The sequence below is a fragment of the Nitrospira tepida genome (assembly GCF_947241125.1).
GTDB classification, from domain to species: domain Bacteria; phylum Nitrospirota; class Nitrospiria; order Nitrospirales; family Nitrospiraceae; genus Nitrospira_G; species Nitrospira_G tepida.
This window is the reverse complement of sequence record NZ_OX365700.1, coordinates 3502199-3516024: the sequence shown is the minus strand read 5'-3', so window position 1 is coordinate 3516024 and position 13826 is coordinate 3502199. Positions and strand designations below refer to the sequence as shown.

Sequence of the window (13826 nt, the reverse complement as noted above, 5' to 3'; positions counted from 1 at the left end):
CGATGACGCAAACGATTCAGCTCGGCCTGCCGCACTTTCAGACCTTTGTGGTGGTGCTGATCCGCATCGGGACGATCCTGGCGGCGATGCCGATGCTCGGCAGCCGGTCGTTGCCGGGTCAGGTCAAGGCGGGACTGGCGGTCGCGCTGGCGTTGGTTCTGGTGCCCTTCGTCGGCGCGGCCTCGTGGCCTGCCGATACGTCGCTGTTCCTGCTCGGTCTGATCGCGGAGTTTCTGATCGGGCTGGTGATCGGCCTGGCCGTGCGGAGTCTGTTCGCGAGCTTCGAGGTGGCCGGGGAACTTGTCGGCAGCCAGATGGGATTCAGCATCGTCCAACTCTTCGACCCTGTCATGTCGCACAACGTTCCGCTCATCGGGCAATTGCACACGGTGCTGGCTTCGCTGATCTTCCTGTCCCTGAACGCGCATGTGCTGGTCGTCCATGCGATCGGCGAGAGCTTCCGGTTGATTCCTCCATTCGGCGCGAGACTGTCAGAGACCATGGGCGACGAGGTCGTGCGGCTCTTCGAGGGCGGGTTTCTCGTCGCTCTCAAGCTGGCGGCGCCGGTATTGGTGGTGACGTTGGTGGTCAATCTCGTGCTGGCCTTGCTGGGGAGGACCGTCCCGCAACTGAACGTGTTCGTGCTGAGTTTTCCCCTGACAATTCTCTGCGGGCTGTTCGTCCTCGGCCTGGCCCTGCCGGCGATCGCGAGCCTGTGCGAAACGGAATTTCTGAAGCTGCATGAGAGCATCCTGGACCTGATGAGGGCCATGGGACATGGCTGAGCAGGCGGGCGCGCGAACGGAACCGGCGAGCGCACGGCGCAAAGCCGAGGCGCGGCGCAAGGGACAGGTCCCGTTCAGCCGGGACCTGTCGATGGCGCTGGTTCTCATGGCGGCCTTGGGCGTGTTGTCGTTGACTTCGGAAGCGACCATTCAGGCCCTCCTCCGCATCCTGCGCGAATGGTGGAGCATGGCCGCCGATCCGCGGTCCTGGTCCGCCGCCACTGCCGAAATGCTCCAGGCTGCGATGCTCAAGATGGGGTCCGATTCGCTGATCATCCTCCTGCCGGTCCTGGCCTGCGTGCTCGTCATGGCCACCGGGGCGACGGTGGCGCAAACCGGCCTGCTCTGGAAACAGGATGCGTTCGGCTTCGATCTCAGCCGCATCAGCCCGATCGCAGGCTTGCAACGGCTGTGCTCGCTGCGCGCAGTCGTGGAGTTGGCCAAGGCGGGCCTCAAGGTCGTGGTCGTGGCGGTCGCCGGGTATCTGGCGATCCGTACCGACGTGGAGTCCTTGCCCTTGTGGGTTCAGCGGGGTGTCGATCACCTGCTCGGCGCCACGGGATGGCTATTGTTGAGCGTGTCGCTCTGGGTCGGGCTCGCGCTGACGGCGTTGGCGGTGGCGGACTACGGCTATCAGCGCTTCGAATGGAGCCGCAATCTCAGAATGACGCGCCAGGAAGTCAAAGACGAGACACGCGAATCGGAAGGCGATCCGCTGGTCCGCTCGCGGATCAAGACCCTCCAGCGCCAGATGGCCCGGCAGCGGATGATGGCGGCGGTGCCCCAGGCGGATGTCGTGGTGACCAACCCGACGCATATCGCGGTGGCCTTGCGGTACGACCAGCGGGCCATGAAGGCGCCGGTGGTGGTGGCGAAGGGGGCCGAACTGCTCGCCGAGCGGATCAAGGAGGTGGCGCGCGAGCACGGAATCATGATCGTGGAGCAACCGATGGTCGCCCGCAGCCTGTACAAGCTGGTCCGGATCGGACAGGAAATCCCGGCCGACCTCTATCGCGCGGTGGCGGAAATCCTGGCGCTGGTCTACCGGGCCAAAGGCCTGCGGGTCGGGACCACATGATGGGCGGGCTGGATCGCGCCTGAAGAGACGATGTCGTGACGGAATCCCCGAATCAATCCCTGCTCCAGCTCTTGCGACACTCCGACGTCCTGATGTCGCTCTGCGTCGTCGGCGTGCTGATGATCATGCTGCTTCCGCTGCCGCGGGTCATCCTGGACCTGCTGCTGGCCTTCAACATCGCGCTGTCGATCATCGTGCTGTTGGTCGGCATGCAGGTGCGGCGGCCGTTGGAGTTTTCCGTGTTCCCGTCGATCCTGCTCATGGTGACCCTCTTCCGCCTGTCGCTCAACATCGCCTCGACGCGCTTGATCCTCCTGCATGGCAACGAGGGGCCGGGGGCGGCCGGCGAAGTCATCCGCTCGTTCGGCAATTTCGTGGTGGGCGGCAATTACACGGTCGGGCTCGTGGTCTTCGCCATTCTCGTGGTGATCAACTTCGTGGTGGTGACCAAAGGCGCCGGCCGGGTGGCGGAGGTCGCCGCCCGGTTCACGTTGGACGCCATGCCCGGGAAACAGATGAGCATCGACGCGGACCTGAACGCCGGCTTGATCAACGACACGGAAGCCCGCCGCCGCCGCCGCCAGGTGTCGGAAGAAGCGGACTTCTACGGGGCGATGGACGGGGCCAGCAAGTTCGTGCGAGGGGACGCGATCGCGGCGGTCGTTATCATCCTGGTGAACATCGTCGGCGGGCTGACCATCGGCGTCTGGCAACAGGGGATGGGCCTGGCCGCGGCGGCGCAAAACTACACCCTGCTCACGATCGGGGAAGGCCTCGTTGCGCAGGTGCCGGCCCTGATCGTCTCGACCGCCGCCGGTATCGTAGTCACCAGGGCGGCGACGGACACGAACCTGGGCGAAGAGATCACCAAACAGATGTTGATTTCGCCCAAGGCGCTGGCGGCGGCCTCCGGCATCTTGATGGCCTTGGGGCTGGTCCCCGGACTCCCGCACGTGGCCTTTCTGACGCTCGGAGCAGTGGCCGGATGGGTGGCCTACGAGATGTTGAAGAAGGAACGGGGAGACGGCGCCGCCCAGGCCGAGCCGGCGGCGCCGGCGAAGCAGGAGGACCTGTCGCCTCGTATCACCCCGCTCGATCTGATGGAGCTTCAGGTCGGCTACGGCCTCATCGGCCTGGTGGACGGAAAGGACGGCGGCCTGTTGCTCGACCGGATCAAAGGACTGCGCCGCCAGATCGCCAACGAGTTGGGGTTTCTCGTCCCCTCCATCCACATCCGGGATAATCTCCAGTTGCGGCCCAACGAGTATGCCGTGCTGCTGAAGGGGGTCGAACTGGTTCGAACCGAAGCGCTGCCCGGGCATCTGCTGGCGATCGATCCCGGAACAGCCCAGAAGCATATCGTGCAGGGCATTCCCACCAAGGAACCGGCCTTCGGCTTGCCGGCTCTATGGGTGCCGGAGGGCTCGCGCGATCAGGCCCAGGTGGCCGGCTACACGGTGGTCGACGCGGGATCGGCCATCGCCACGCATCTGTCTGAAATCATCAAGCGCCATGCCCATGAGCTGTTGGGGCGGCAAGAGGTACAAGCGCTGTTGGATGAATTGGCCAAGACGGCCCCGAAACTCGTCGAGGAGGTGGTGCCGGCCCAAGTGTCGCTCGGGGTTCTGGTCCGGATCTTGGCGAATCTGCTTCAAGAGCAGGTGCCGATTCGAGACCTGCGGACGATTCTCGAAGTGGTGGCCGACCATGCGGCTTCGACCAAGGATCCGGATGCGTTGACCGAAATCGTCCGGCAGGCGCTGGGGCGGTTGATCACCCACCAATTCACAGCCCCCGACGGGTCGCTGCCGGTGATCAATCTCGATCCCCGGCTCGATCGGACTCTCGTCGAGCACATGACCGCGGTGCAGGGCGCGCCGTGGGGGCTTGAGCCGGGACTGACGCAGCGTCTCCTGACGTCGCTCAAGCAGGCGGCCGAACGGGTGGCCGCCAAGGGCCAGCAACCGATTGTCCTCTGTTCGCCGGCCTTGCGACGGCACCTGCGGCGGCTGACCCAACGGATGCTGCATTCCGTGCCGGTGCTGTCTGTCGGAGAAATCGACGGCATGACCAAGGTGATCGCGTTTGAGACTGTGCGGTTGACGGAGGATGCGGGGTAAGGGGGCGTTTGAATGAAGATCAAAACCTTCGTTGCGGACAACATCCCGGAGGCGTTCCGCGCGATCAAGGCGGAATTGGGGCCGGACGCGGTCATTCTCAGCACCAAGTATGTGCGGACCGGATGGAGTTGGCGGCATCCGATCGGGCACCAGCAGGTTCACGTGGTTGCTGCGGTGGACCGAAATGCGCCGGCCGCGCCCCCGAGCGCCGCAACCGCGAGCCGGGCTTCTGCCGCCGGCAAGACCGATACGACGGGACAGGCTGCCGGCTTTGTGACGTTCCGGTCCTGGCTCGAAGCCTCGCTGGGACGGGATGAGGCCGAGCCGCACCCCCAAGTATCCGACGAGCCGGCTCGCACCGGGTCGTTCGCCCAACGCAAGGCTCAAGAGCGGTACCGCGCGTCCGGCCATGCCTTCAAGTCCGAGTCGGTGGATCGGGAGACTGGGCCCTCTCCTGTGGAGGATCAGGAACCGGGGCAAGTCGATCGGCTGACCGTCCGGTTGAGCCAGGAATTGGTGACGAGGGGTTGTGATCTCTGGACGGCCGCGAGACTCGCGAATGAGGCGCTAGCCCGGGCGGCTGCGCGCGGGTTGCCGACGGAGCCGCGGGCGCGCCAAGCCCTGCGCGGCGTGGTGATGGAGCAGGTGCGGGTCGGCGGACCCCTGTTCTCCGGGCAGAAACGGTTGAAGGCCATTGCCGTGATCGGTTCGACCGGTGTGGGCAAGACCAGTGCGGTGTGCAAGCTTGCCGCCTATTACAAGCTGAAGGAAGGGCGAAGCGTGGCTGTGGCCAAGGTCGACCGGGAGTCGTCCGGCGGAGCCGATCCGCTGCGCATCTTTGCCGGCTCCATCGGCCTGAACGTCAAGACGGTGCGCGAAAAACGCGAATTGACCGATCTGGTTTCGACCAACTTCGGAGCCGAGCTGTTGCTGATCGACCAGCCCGGGCACAGCCTGTTGGATTGGGAAGCGATGGATTGGCTGAGGGGCTTGTTCTCGGGCGACCTTCCGATCGAAGTGCACCTGGCGTTGCCGGCCAATACGGACCTCCAGGATTTCCTCGACGTGACGAACCGCTATACAGGCCTGCCGATCCACCGATTGTTGTTCACCAAACTCGATGAGACCACGCGCTTCGGACGGCTGTTCGAGATCCTGCGCCGGAGCCGGTTGCCCCTGTCCTACCTCACGGCCGGCCAGAGGCTGACGGAGGATCTCGAGATTGCGAGGCCGGAACGGCTGGCCGATCTGCTTTGCCGCGGTCCGTCCGATGTCGGGGACTGTGATCGGCGCAATCGCGTCGCCGGGGGAGACATGACGGCCTCTGAAGGCCGGACGTCGCCATCGGAGGCCGAGCCACCGATGGCGTTGATGGAAGCCTATTGTTCGGAAGGAGGACAGAGATGGATGAGGCGCTGATCGTCGCGAACCCTTGCGAGGCTGATGGGAATCCGCCGCCGTCGTTTCGGGTGATCGCCGTGACGAGCGGGAAGGGCGGGGTCGGCAAGACCAACGTGGTGCTCAACCTCGCCCTTGCGCTGGCCCGGTCTGGACAGCGCGTGCTGGTGTTCGACGCCGATCTCGGTCTGGGCAACGTGGACGTGCTGCTCGGGATCGTGCCGCGCTATACGCTCTCGGATGTGTTGGCCGGTGAGCGAAGGTTGCGCGAGATCATGATCCAAGGCCCCGAGGGGATCATGATTTTACCGGCCGGCTCCGCGGAATGGGATCTCACCGCCCTCTCTCCCGAACAACAGGTGCTGATCCAGGAGGAGTTGGAGAGGCTGTCTCCCTCGATCGACGTCCTGTTGATCGACACCGGAGCCGGCATCTCATCCAATGTCCTGTTTTTTGCGGCTGCCTCGCAGGAGATTGTGGTGGTCGCCGCTCCCGAGCCGACGTCGATGGCCGATGCCTACGCGCTGATGAAGGTCCTGGCCCAACGGCACCGCGAAACTCGGTTTCGGTTGCTGGTGAACATGGCCAAGACCCGGCGCGAGGCCCTGGAGGTCTACCGCCGGCTGCTGCTCGTCTCAGGCCGTTTCCTGAACATTTCGATCGACTATGCGGGGATGATTCCCGCGGACGACTATCTTCCCATGGCCGTGCAGCGCCAGCAGGCCGTGCTGACCGCTTTTCCCCATGCGCCCTCCAGCGCAGCCTTTCGGCGTCTGGCCGAGGTCGTGTTGGAGTGGGAACCCGCCCGCCATCTCAAAGGCGGGGTTCAATTCTTTTGGAACCGGCTCGTCACGCAAGCCTGACGACAGGACGAGGGATCATGAAACACGAGCACGCGGCGCCTCTGGGGCGGACGAGGGCGATCCCCAAGGTAATGGGATCCCCGATGACCTCGGATCGGGAGCGCGTCATTCAGGAGTTCGCTCCCCTGATCAGGGTCATGGCCCATCGGCTGGCCTTTCGCCTGCCGGCCTACATGGACGTCGAGGACCTGATCTCGGTCGGCGTGATCGGGCTGATGGACGCGATGACCAAATACGATCCAACCCGCGAGGCGAACTTCAAGACCTATGCGGAGTTTCGGATTCGAGGGGCGATGCTGGACGAGATCCGATCGATGGACTGGATTCCGCGGTCCGTTCACGAGCGCATCACGCTCTTGCACAAGACCGAGACGGAGTTGACGCGCCGGTACGGCCGGTCGCCGACCGAGGAGGAACTGGCCTCGGCGCTGCAGATGTCCGCCGGCGAGTTGTCCGACTTCCTGACCCAGGCGCAGGGCGCCATCGTCATGAGCTTGGAGGATCTGGCGGTGCAGGATTCGGATGGGGACAAGATCCTCCGCATGCTGGTGGATACGCAGCACCCCGATCCACTCTCCCACGTCGTGGCCGAGGATGTCCGCCGCGCCCTGGAACGGGCGATCGAGGAGCTACCCGAGAAGGAGCGGCTGGTGCTTACGCTTTATTATTGCGAAGAGCTGACCATGAAGGAGATCGGCGGGATTCTGTCGATCACGGAATCGCGCGTCTGCCAGATCCATGCGAAAACGATCCTCCGCCTGAAGGCCAAGCTCCAAATGCTCCAGAGCTGAACGCCGATGCAGGAGCGAGCCGGAGAGAGGCGAATGGGAAATTGTTTCCTGATCGGGAGGAAACGACCAGGCAAAAGGTTGCCGGCGATGGCCGGCCTGCCGGTCATGCTCCATCGAACCAGCAGAATCATGTCGTTCGACAGGGCCGGCGATGGCATAGGGGTTGCTATCAAGGCGTGAAGACCGTGGAGACGATGGAGAGACAACAATGAATCGAGGCATCTATCCGATCCTGTCCGGAGCACTGGCGCAGGAGCAACGGACTCAAGTCTTCGCCCACAACATCGCCAACGTGAATACCAAGGGGTTCAAGCAGGAAGAACCGCTGTTTCAGGCCCTGCTGCCTCATCGCCGGCTTACCGGTTCGCCAGATTCTCACGCCCGTCTGGTCTCCGGAATGCCGCCGCCGATCTTCGGAGCGGCCGAGCGGGTCTTCGTCGGACCGCACGGGAACCATACGCAGTTTGATTCAGGGCGGTTGCGAACGACGGGCAATCCCTTCGACTTGGCGATCGACGGGCCGGGATTCTTCGAAGTCCGCGCGCCGGAGGGGCTGCGCTATACCAGGAACGGGGTGTTTCACCTGGATGAGAAACGGCGGTTGGTGACGCAGGCCGGCCTTCCGGTCATGGGCACGAAGGGCGAATTGAAACTGCCGCCCGGCGAGGTCGTGATCGACGGGCGGGGTACCATCTCCGTCGGCGGCCATCCGGTCGGAACCGTGAAGGTCGTGGAGTTTCCTGAGCAGCAGATGCCGCGCAAGGTGGCGGAGAGCCTCTTCGCGGGGGAGGGTGGCACCGTGCAGAAGAATTCCACCGTCATGAGCGCGGCGGTGGAAGAGTCCAACGTGAATCCGCTCGATGAAATGGTAAAGCTGATTCAGGGGATGCGCTCGTACGAGTCCGCGCAAAAGATGATTCAAACGATCGACCGGATGGCCGAACTGGCGGTCAACGAACTCGGCCGAGTACAGGCCTAGCCCACATTATTCATGAACGCTTCTACTGCAACCGCCGATACGCCGCTGCGACAAGCCCGCATGCGCCTCTGGGGCATGCGGGCGGGCAGGCTCGCCCCTCACGGCCTCAACGTACTGTTTCAAGTACGCCTCCGCCGCAAGGGGCTCCGCGTGCCCGTCTCGCTTGGCGTCTCAGTGGTTTCGTGACGAACCGTCATGAATAATGTGGGTTAGCCTGAAAGGCGTGAAATGAGCGCACTCAGCACTCAGAATCAGTCGCTCGTGGTCTGTGATCGATAGAGGGTTCGGTACCGAGAGAAGGGGGATTCCATGATTCGCGCAATGTGGACGGCGGCGACGGGGATGACGGCGCAACAACTGAATGTCGATACGATTGCGCACAACCTGGCGAACGTGAACACGAACGCCTTCAAGCGCAGCCGGGCGGAATTCGCCGACCTGCTGTACCAAATTCAACGGATGCCCGGCACCAGCGCGTCGAGCGTCGGCGTGTTCCCGGCCGGCATCCAGGTGGGAGCGGGCGTCCGGCCTACGACCGTCGCGAAGGAATGGCAACAGGGCAATATGCGCCAAACCGGGAACGACATGGATGTCGCGATCGACGGGCCAGGGTTCTTCCAGGTGTCCCGTCCTGACGGCACGATCATGTACACCCGCAACGGGGCCTTCAAGCGGGACAACGTCGGCAACCTGGTGACGGGAGACGGCGATCTTCTGAATCCCGTCATCACGATTCCCTCCGGCGCCTTGAAGGTGGATATCGGCCAGGACGGCACGGTCTCGGTGTTGTTGCCGGGCGTCACGCAAGCGTCGCAGGTCGGGCAGATTCAGCTCGTGCGGTTCGACAATCCGTCCGGCCTGGTCTCAATGGGCAACAACCTCTACCTGGACAGTTTCGCGTCCGGACCGGCCATTCAGGGGATTCCGGGATTCTCGACCGGATTCGGGTTGATCCAGCAGGGATTCGTGGAAAGCTCGAACGTCAACCTGGCCGAAGAGATGGTCAACATGATCATCGCGCAGCGGAGTTATGAGATCAACTCGAAGACGATTCAAGCCTCGGACGAGATGATGGCGATCGCCAACAACATCCGGCGGTAATGACGATGCTGCACGATGACCATTTTCGACCGATTGTGCTGTTGATGGGTGCGTTCCTGTTGATCTGCCCCTCATTCGGGACCGTATCGGCCTCTGCCGGGTCCGGTCTCACGGCCGCGCCCAAAGCGACATCGGACCATGCGGACAAGACGAACGTGGGCAAGGCCTCGCAGGGGGCAAAACAGAGCGTTCAACAGGTCACGGTCGACCAGCTTCGGAAAGCCATCGTGGCCCATCTGGAGGCTCGCTTCGGCAGCCGGGTCGGAGAGGTCGAAGCGGAGATTCTGGATCCCTCCGAACCGGTCCTGCGTCCCGCCGGTCCCCTGAAATTAGAGGTAATCAATGCTGGCGGAGCGGATACGGCTGGGCGCCGCCGCTTTCGGATCGTTCCGGTGGTGGCCGGGCAGGAAACCGAATCACTCGACGTGATCGCCGACGTCTCGCTCTACGCGGACGTGGTTGCGCCGACACGAATGTTGAAGCCGGAGGAACTGATCGAGCCGGATGATGTGGGGATCGTCCGGGTCAAAGTCAACGGCGTGCCGCACCATTTTCTGGTGAATCCGGACGAGGCGGTCGGGAAGAGCCCCGGCAAGGTCCTCCAGCCGCAGATGCCCATTCGCGGATCGTCCCTGGTCAAGCCCTTCACGGTGCGCAAGGGAGACCGGGTCACGATCGAGGCCAGGCGGGGCGGGCTCTCGATTCAAGCCACGGGCATCACCAAGGCGGCGGCGCAGCTCGGGCAATATGTCACCGTGACGAATCAGGATTCGGGGAAGGACGTCCGCGGCCGCGTGGCCGGGCCAGGATTGGTCCGCGTCGAATTCTGACCAGGATGATGGATGGCTCCCGACTCGTCCCGGGCCTCGTTCGATCCCATGCGGCAACCCAAACCGCTCGACAGAAGGGTCCCCTGCGCCGGACTCGTGTGGTGCGCGGCCTGCTTGGCGCTATTGTCCGCTTGCAGTTCGGATTCGTCCAAGGCGCCGACCGTGACCGTGCAACCGTTGCCCCCTCCGAAAACCGTCGGGTCCTTGTGGCAGGAAGAGAACGGCCGCGCCTATCTCTATGAAGATCTCCGGGCGATGCGGGTGGGAGATATTTTGACTGTGAAGATCGTCGAAAACCACAAGGGATCGAAGAGCGCCGACACCACGGCCGAACGGGAATCCACGATCGATCACAGCATGGGCGGCACCGGCCGCGGATATCTCGGTATCCCCGGGGTGAGCCTGAGCGCGGGCGGACGCCAAAGCCTGGGGATCGAAGCCAGTGCCAAGAACAAGTTCGGCGGCAAGGGAGCAACCAGCCGGGCCGATACCTTGACCGGTACCCTGTCGGCGATGGTGATGGAAGTGTTGCCCAACGGCGACCTGCGGATCGAGGGTCATCGAGAAGTGACGGTCAACAGCGAACGGCAGCGGATGGTCTTGAGCGGGCACGTCCGGCGGGTGGACGTGGACACGAAAAACACCGTGCTGTCTTCCGCGATTGCCAATGCCAAGATTGAATATTCCGGGCTCGGGGTGGTGGACGATGTGCAGCGACCGGGATGGTTCACGCGGATCTTGGACTGGATCTATCCGTTCTAGTGAGGAATTGCGGAGATTGTGGGCCGGCCGGTGACCTGGCGGGTGGAGGGAGGAACTGCGATGGAGCAAGAGCGGGAATGGCAAAAGGTTCCGATGTGGCTTTTGGTGGCAAGCGGCGTGGTGCGACCCGCCGATTCGGCTCGATCTTTCATCGTGATGACTCGGGAAGCTGGAGAGGCCGAAGAAGCCGCGACGCCGGCGGCCAAAGGGGAATCGGTCCCCGCCGGCTGGTGGACCAGGGTATTTCATCGTCAGCCTGCCGCGTGATCATCGGAGGTCTGCAATGAACCAACGTGAGGGATCGCGATGAAGGCCACGTCCCGTCGCCGTGCGTGGCATGGCTCGTTGGTCCTGTCTCTCCTGCTGGCGGTGTTGGCGGAGCCGGCCTCGGCGGTTCGGATCAAGGATGTGGGTTCTATTGAAGGCGTCCGCGAGAACCAGCTCATCGGCTACGGTCTCGTGGTTGGATTGGATCGGACCGGCGATCAAGTCATCGGCGGGCAATTCACCGTCCAGGCCATGATGTCGATGTTGAACAAGATGGGCATCAACCTGGTGATCGATCCCATTCAATTGCTCACCCGCAACATCGCCTCGGTGATGGTGACGGCGAAGTTGCCGCCGTTCGCGAAGCCCGGCATGGCGATTGACGCGGTTGTCTCGTCCATGGCCAATGCCAAGAGCCTGCAAGGAGGCACCCTGTTGCTGACGCCGCTCAAGGCGCCGAACCAACAGGTCTATGCCGTGGCGCAGGGTCCGATTTCGATCGGCGGCTTTCTCGGCGGGGTCGGCGGTCCGGGAGGCAGCACGGTCGTCAAGAACCATCAGGCGGCGGGAGTGGTGCCGAGCGGCGCCCTCATCGAAAAGGAAGTCGTGGTGGATCTTGATGCCTGGGACTCGGTGTCCGTGCTCCTCCGGCATGCGGACTTTACGACCGCGATCCGCGTGGCCGAGGCCATCGATGGGGTCTTCGGGCCGGGCACCGCGACTCCGGTCAATGCGGGGTTGGTGCGGGCTGCGGTGCCGGCCGATTATCGCGGCCGTGTCGCCCATTACATTGCCGCGCTGGAAGGGCAGGATGTGGTCGTCGATACGCCGGCCAAGGTGGTGGTGAACGAGCGGACCGGGACGGTCGTCCTGGGCCAGCATGTGCGGATCTCGAATTGCGCAATCTCCCACGGCAACCTGATCGTGTCCGTGAAGAACACCTTGAACGTGTCGCAGCCGCCCGCCCCGATCGTCGGATCGACCGGCGGGCAGACAACCGTGACGCCCGATGTCCAAACCGAGGTCAAGGAACAGGAATCCAGGCTTGTCGTGATCGACGAGACCGTCACCTTGGGAGATGTGGTCCAGGCACTGAATGCGGTCGGCGTCACGCCTCGGGACCTGGTGGCCATTCTATCCGCGCTCAAATCGGCGGGGGCCTTGCAAGCCAATCTTGAGGTGATTTGACGGGCGGTCCGGCGGGCCAGCGTGCGAAAGGGGGAGCCTCCTTGAGGCGTATTCTGCGGCCGCCACGAGCCATCGAAGGGGCGATCGTTCAACCAAAGGTTGGTGTGGAGATTGAGAGAAGAATCACTTGAGGTGTTTCTCCGCGGGCGCCATATTCCAAGAGACGATAAATAGCCCGCGGTTCAACGAAGGTTGGTATGGAGGGTCGAGATGGACGGGTCCCAAGGTTCTCCGATGGCGTTGTCCCCCGAGTTTCTGCTTTCGTCCCAGCCGACAGTGGACAGTGGTTTAGCGGCGCGGTTATCCGCCGGTTCAATCAGTCCCAAGGAGGCGGCTCAGCAATTCGAGGGGTATTTCATCTCGCATCTTCTGACGGTCATGCGGCAGACCGTGCCGGCCGGTCCCTTCGAAAGCAAGTCGGCTCAGACTTGGTATTCGTTATACGACGCCGAAATCGGGCGACTGGCCGCCGAAGCCGGAGGGTTGGGATTAGCGCGATCCTTGGAGCAGATGCTGAATCCGGCTGGTTCCACTCAAACGAGCGGAAGCCCTCTCAAGTTTGAGATCCCGGCAGCCGATATACACAATGGGCAACCAGCGCGGCCGGAGCGGGAAGCCGACCAACCCCACTCGCCGCCTCAAACGCTGGCAAGATAGAGGAGGCGTTTCTCCGGCGGGGCAATGAAGCCATCTAGGGGGAAGCATAACCAAGCCAGAGAAGCACCAAATGTGCTTCTCCGCCCGCCTCATGCAATACAGCGAGAAAGAGCGGGCGGTTGAACCAAAGGTTGGTATGGGGGTGTTCCATGGAAATTTCCAGACATGGCCGTATCGATGATCTCGGCAAGCTGCTGCTGGGCGTGCAGGAAGCCGATCGTCCTGCCGGCAAAAAGCTCAAAGCGGCTCCCTCCTTAGGAGACCGGGTGGAAATTTCCAATGCGGCGAAGGAGATGCGTCAGGTCGGTGAGCTTGTCAGAACCGCTGATCCGGCCCGCGAGCAGCGGCTTGCTGAGCTAAAGCAGGCGGTGGAGACCGGGACCTATGACGTTCGAGGTCGGGCCGTGGCCGACCGCCTCATTCGCCACACCTTAATCGACAGCGTCCTGTAATTTCTGGTTCCGCCGGTTCACGGTCCTTGATGGAATGAGCCATGCCCTGCGCGTCCGCGAACGAATCCATCATGATGTTGCTCAGTTTGTTGGATCAGGAAATTACCGAGCTTGAAGTGCTGGCGGATCTGGTCCAGGAGGAACGGCGAGCCTTAAGTCGATGCTCGATCTTCTCGCTGGACGGCATTGCGCAGCGCCGGCTCCATACGGTCCATCAACTCGAACAGTTGGAAATCCGGCGCGCTCAACTCGCGGACCGGCTTGCTCAGGAGCAAGGATTCCGGCTTGGCCAAGAAGGTCTGCGGAGGTTGGCCGATCGATTGGGCGGGCAGATCGGAGACCGTCTGCATGCGGCTGGCTGGCGCTTGACGGATTTGGTGGAAGAGGTGCGCGGCGGAATGGCAATCAATCATCTAGCCCTGTCGGGGTTACGGGAGCATGCGGAGAATGCTCTCCGATTGTGGCAAGACGGCGGGGAGCTGTCTCTCTATTCGGCTTCCGGAGTTCGCAAGCCGGCTGTCTCTACAGCCCGTGTCGTCGCCCACAAAGGCTAAC

15 protein-coding genes are annotated in these 13826 nt (G+C 63.1%); all 15 read left to right on the top strand.

Translation table 11 applies throughout. The annotated features are described in order from the left end of the window. Positions 1-2: 2 nt before the first annotated feature. The 15 genes from fliR (at position 3) to flgN (ending at position 13825) form a co-directional block, all read left to right on the top strand. Positions 3-785 (top strand): flagellar biosynthetic protein FliR, encoded by a 783-nt coding sequence (gene fliR, locus QWI75_RS16615; RefSeq protein ID WP_289269843.1) that lies wholly within the window; start codon positions 3-5, stop codon positions 783-785. Continuing rightward, complete coding sequence (gene flhB / locus QWI75_RS16610) at positions 778-1863, top strand: flagellar biosynthesis protein FlhB (RefSeq protein ID WP_289269842.1); 1086 nt, start codon at positions 778-780, stop codon at positions 1861-1863. Before fliR ends, flhB begins: the two co-directional genes overlap by 8 nt. A gap of 92 nt (positions 1864-1955) precedes the next feature. Next, positions 1956-3983 (top strand): flagellar biosynthesis protein FlhA, encoded by a 2028-nt coding sequence (gene flhA, locus QWI75_RS16605; protein WP_370693647.1) that lies wholly within the window; start codon positions 1956-1958, stop codon positions 3981-3983. A gap of 12 nt (positions 3984-3995) precedes the next feature. Beyond that, complete coding sequence (locus QWI75_RS16600) at positions 3996-5402, top strand: flagellar biosynthesis protein FlhF (protein ID WP_289269838.1); 1407 nt, start codon at positions 3996-3998, stop codon at positions 5400-5402. Beyond that, positions 5387-6244 (top strand): MinD/ParA family protein, encoded by an 858-nt coding sequence (locus QWI75_RS16595; protein ID WP_289269836.1) that lies wholly within the window; start codon positions 5387-5389, stop codon positions 6242-6244. The genes QWI75_RS16600 and QWI75_RS16595 overlap by 16 nt, the downstream gene beginning before the upstream one ends. A gap of 17 nt (positions 6245-6261) precedes the next feature. Beyond that, positions 6262-7035: a sigma-70 family RNA polymerase sigma factor gene (locus QWI75_RS16590; RefSeq protein WP_289269834.1), complete on the top strand. Its 774-nt coding sequence runs from the start codon at positions 6262-6264 to the stop codon at positions 7033-7035. 208 nt (positions 7036-7243) lie between these two features. Beyond that, positions 7244-8014 carry a flagellar hook-basal body protein gene (locus QWI75_RS16585; protein ID WP_289269832.1) on the top strand — a complete coding sequence of 257 codons (771 nt, stop codon included), beginning with the start codon at positions 7244-7246 and terminating at the stop codon, positions 8012-8014. Between the two features lie 309 nt (positions 8015-8323). After that, entirely contained in the window at positions 8324-9115 is a 792-nt protein-coding gene (gene flgG, locus QWI75_RS16580; RefSeq protein ID WP_289269830.1) for a flagellar basal-body rod protein FlgG, read from the top strand. A 5-nt stretch (positions 9116-9120) separates the two neighbouring features. After that, complete coding sequence (gene flgA / locus QWI75_RS16575) at positions 9121-9945, top strand: flagellar basal body P-ring formation chaperone FlgA (RefSeq protein ID WP_289269828.1); 825 nt, start codon at positions 9121-9123, stop codon at positions 9943-9945. Between the two features lie 12 nt (positions 9946-9957). Beyond that, complete coding sequence (locus QWI75_RS16570) at positions 9958-10707, top strand: flagellar basal body L-ring protein FlgH (RefSeq protein WP_289269827.1); 750 nt, start codon at positions 9958-9960, stop codon at positions 10705-10707. A 60-nt stretch (positions 10708-10767) separates the two neighbouring features. Next, positions 10768-10974: a hypothetical protein gene (locus QWI75_RS16565; protein WP_289269825.1), complete on the top strand. Its 207-nt coding sequence runs from the start codon at positions 10768-10770 to the stop codon at positions 10972-10974. A gap of 39 nt (positions 10975-11013) precedes the next feature. After that, positions 11014-12162: a flagellar basal body P-ring protein FlgI gene (locus tag QWI75_RS16560; RefSeq protein WP_289269823.1), complete on the top strand. Its 1149-nt coding sequence runs from the start codon at positions 11014-11016 to the stop codon at positions 12160-12162. Between the two features lie 210 nt (positions 12163-12372). Next, a complete protein-coding gene (locus tag QWI75_RS16555; protein WP_289269822.1) occupies positions 12373-12819 on the top strand; it encodes a rod-binding protein in 447 nt (148 codons plus the stop codon). A gap of 149 nt (positions 12820-12968) precedes the next feature. Then, positions 12969-13271: a flagellar biosynthesis anti-sigma factor FlgM gene (flgM, locus tag QWI75_RS16550; protein ID WP_289269820.1), complete on the top strand. Its 303-nt coding sequence runs from the start codon at positions 12969-12971 to the stop codon at positions 13269-13271. A 41-nt stretch (positions 13272-13312) separates the two neighbouring features. Next, complete coding sequence (flgN, locus tag QWI75_RS16545; RefSeq protein WP_289269818.1) at positions 13313-13825, top strand: flagellar export chaperone FlgN; 513 nt, start codon at positions 13313-13315, stop codon at positions 13823-13825. Position 13826: the final 1 nt, after the last annotated feature.

Coding starts and splice junctions, on each gene's coding strand:
- flgG (WP_289269830.1), top strand. CDS start 8,324: ATGATTCGCGCAATGTGGACGGCGGCGACGGGGATGACGGCGCAACAA.
- flhA (WP_370693647.1), top strand. CDS start 1,956: ATGTCGCTCTGCGTCGTCGGCGTGCTGATGATCATGCTGCTTCCGCTG.
- flgA (WP_289269828.1), top strand. CDS start 9,121: ATGCTGCACGATGACCATTTTCGACCGATTGTGCTGTTGATGGGTGCG.
- QWI75_RS16565 (WP_289269825.1), top strand. CDS start 10,768: ATGGAGCAAGAGCGGGAATGGCAAAAGGTTCCGATGTGGCTTTTGGTG.
- flhB (WP_289269842.1), top strand. CDS start 778: ATGGCTGAGCAGGCGGGCGCGCGAACGGAACCGGCGAGCGCACGGCGC.
- QWI75_RS16570 (WP_289269827.1), top strand. CDS start 9,958: ATGGCTCCCGACTCGTCCCGGGCCTCGTTCGATCCCATGCGGCAACCC.
- QWI75_RS16595 (WP_289269836.1), top strand. CDS start 5,387: ATGGATGAGGCGCTGATCGTCGCGAACCCTTGCGAGGCTGATGGGAAT.
- flgN (WP_289269818.1), top strand. CDS start 13,313: ATGCCCTGCGCGTCCGCGAACGAATCCATCATGATGTTGCTCAGTTTG.
- QWI75_RS16585 (WP_289269832.1), top strand. CDS start 7,244: ATGAATCGAGGCATCTATCCGATCCTGTCCGGAGCACTGGCGCAGGAG.
- fliR (WP_289269843.1), top strand. CDS start 3: ATGACGCAAACGATTCAGCTCGGCCTGCCGCACTTTCAGACCTTTGTG.
- flgM (WP_289269820.1), top strand. CDS start 12,969: ATGGAAATTTCCAGACATGGCCGTATCGATGATCTCGGCAAGCTGCTG.
- QWI75_RS16560 (WP_289269823.1), top strand. CDS start 11,014: ATGAAGGCCACGTCCCGTCGCCGTGCGTGGCATGGCTCGTTGGTCCTG.
- QWI75_RS16555 (WP_289269822.1), top strand. CDS start 12,373: ATGGACGGGTCCCAAGGTTCTCCGATGGCGTTGTCCCCCGAGTTTCTG.
- QWI75_RS16600 (WP_289269838.1), top strand. CDS start 3,996: ATGAAGATCAAAACCTTCGTTGCGGACAACATCCCGGAGGCGTTCCGC.
- QWI75_RS16590 (WP_289269834.1), top strand. CDS start 6,262: ATGAAACACGAGCACGCGGCGCCTCTGGGGCGGACGAGGGCGATCCCC.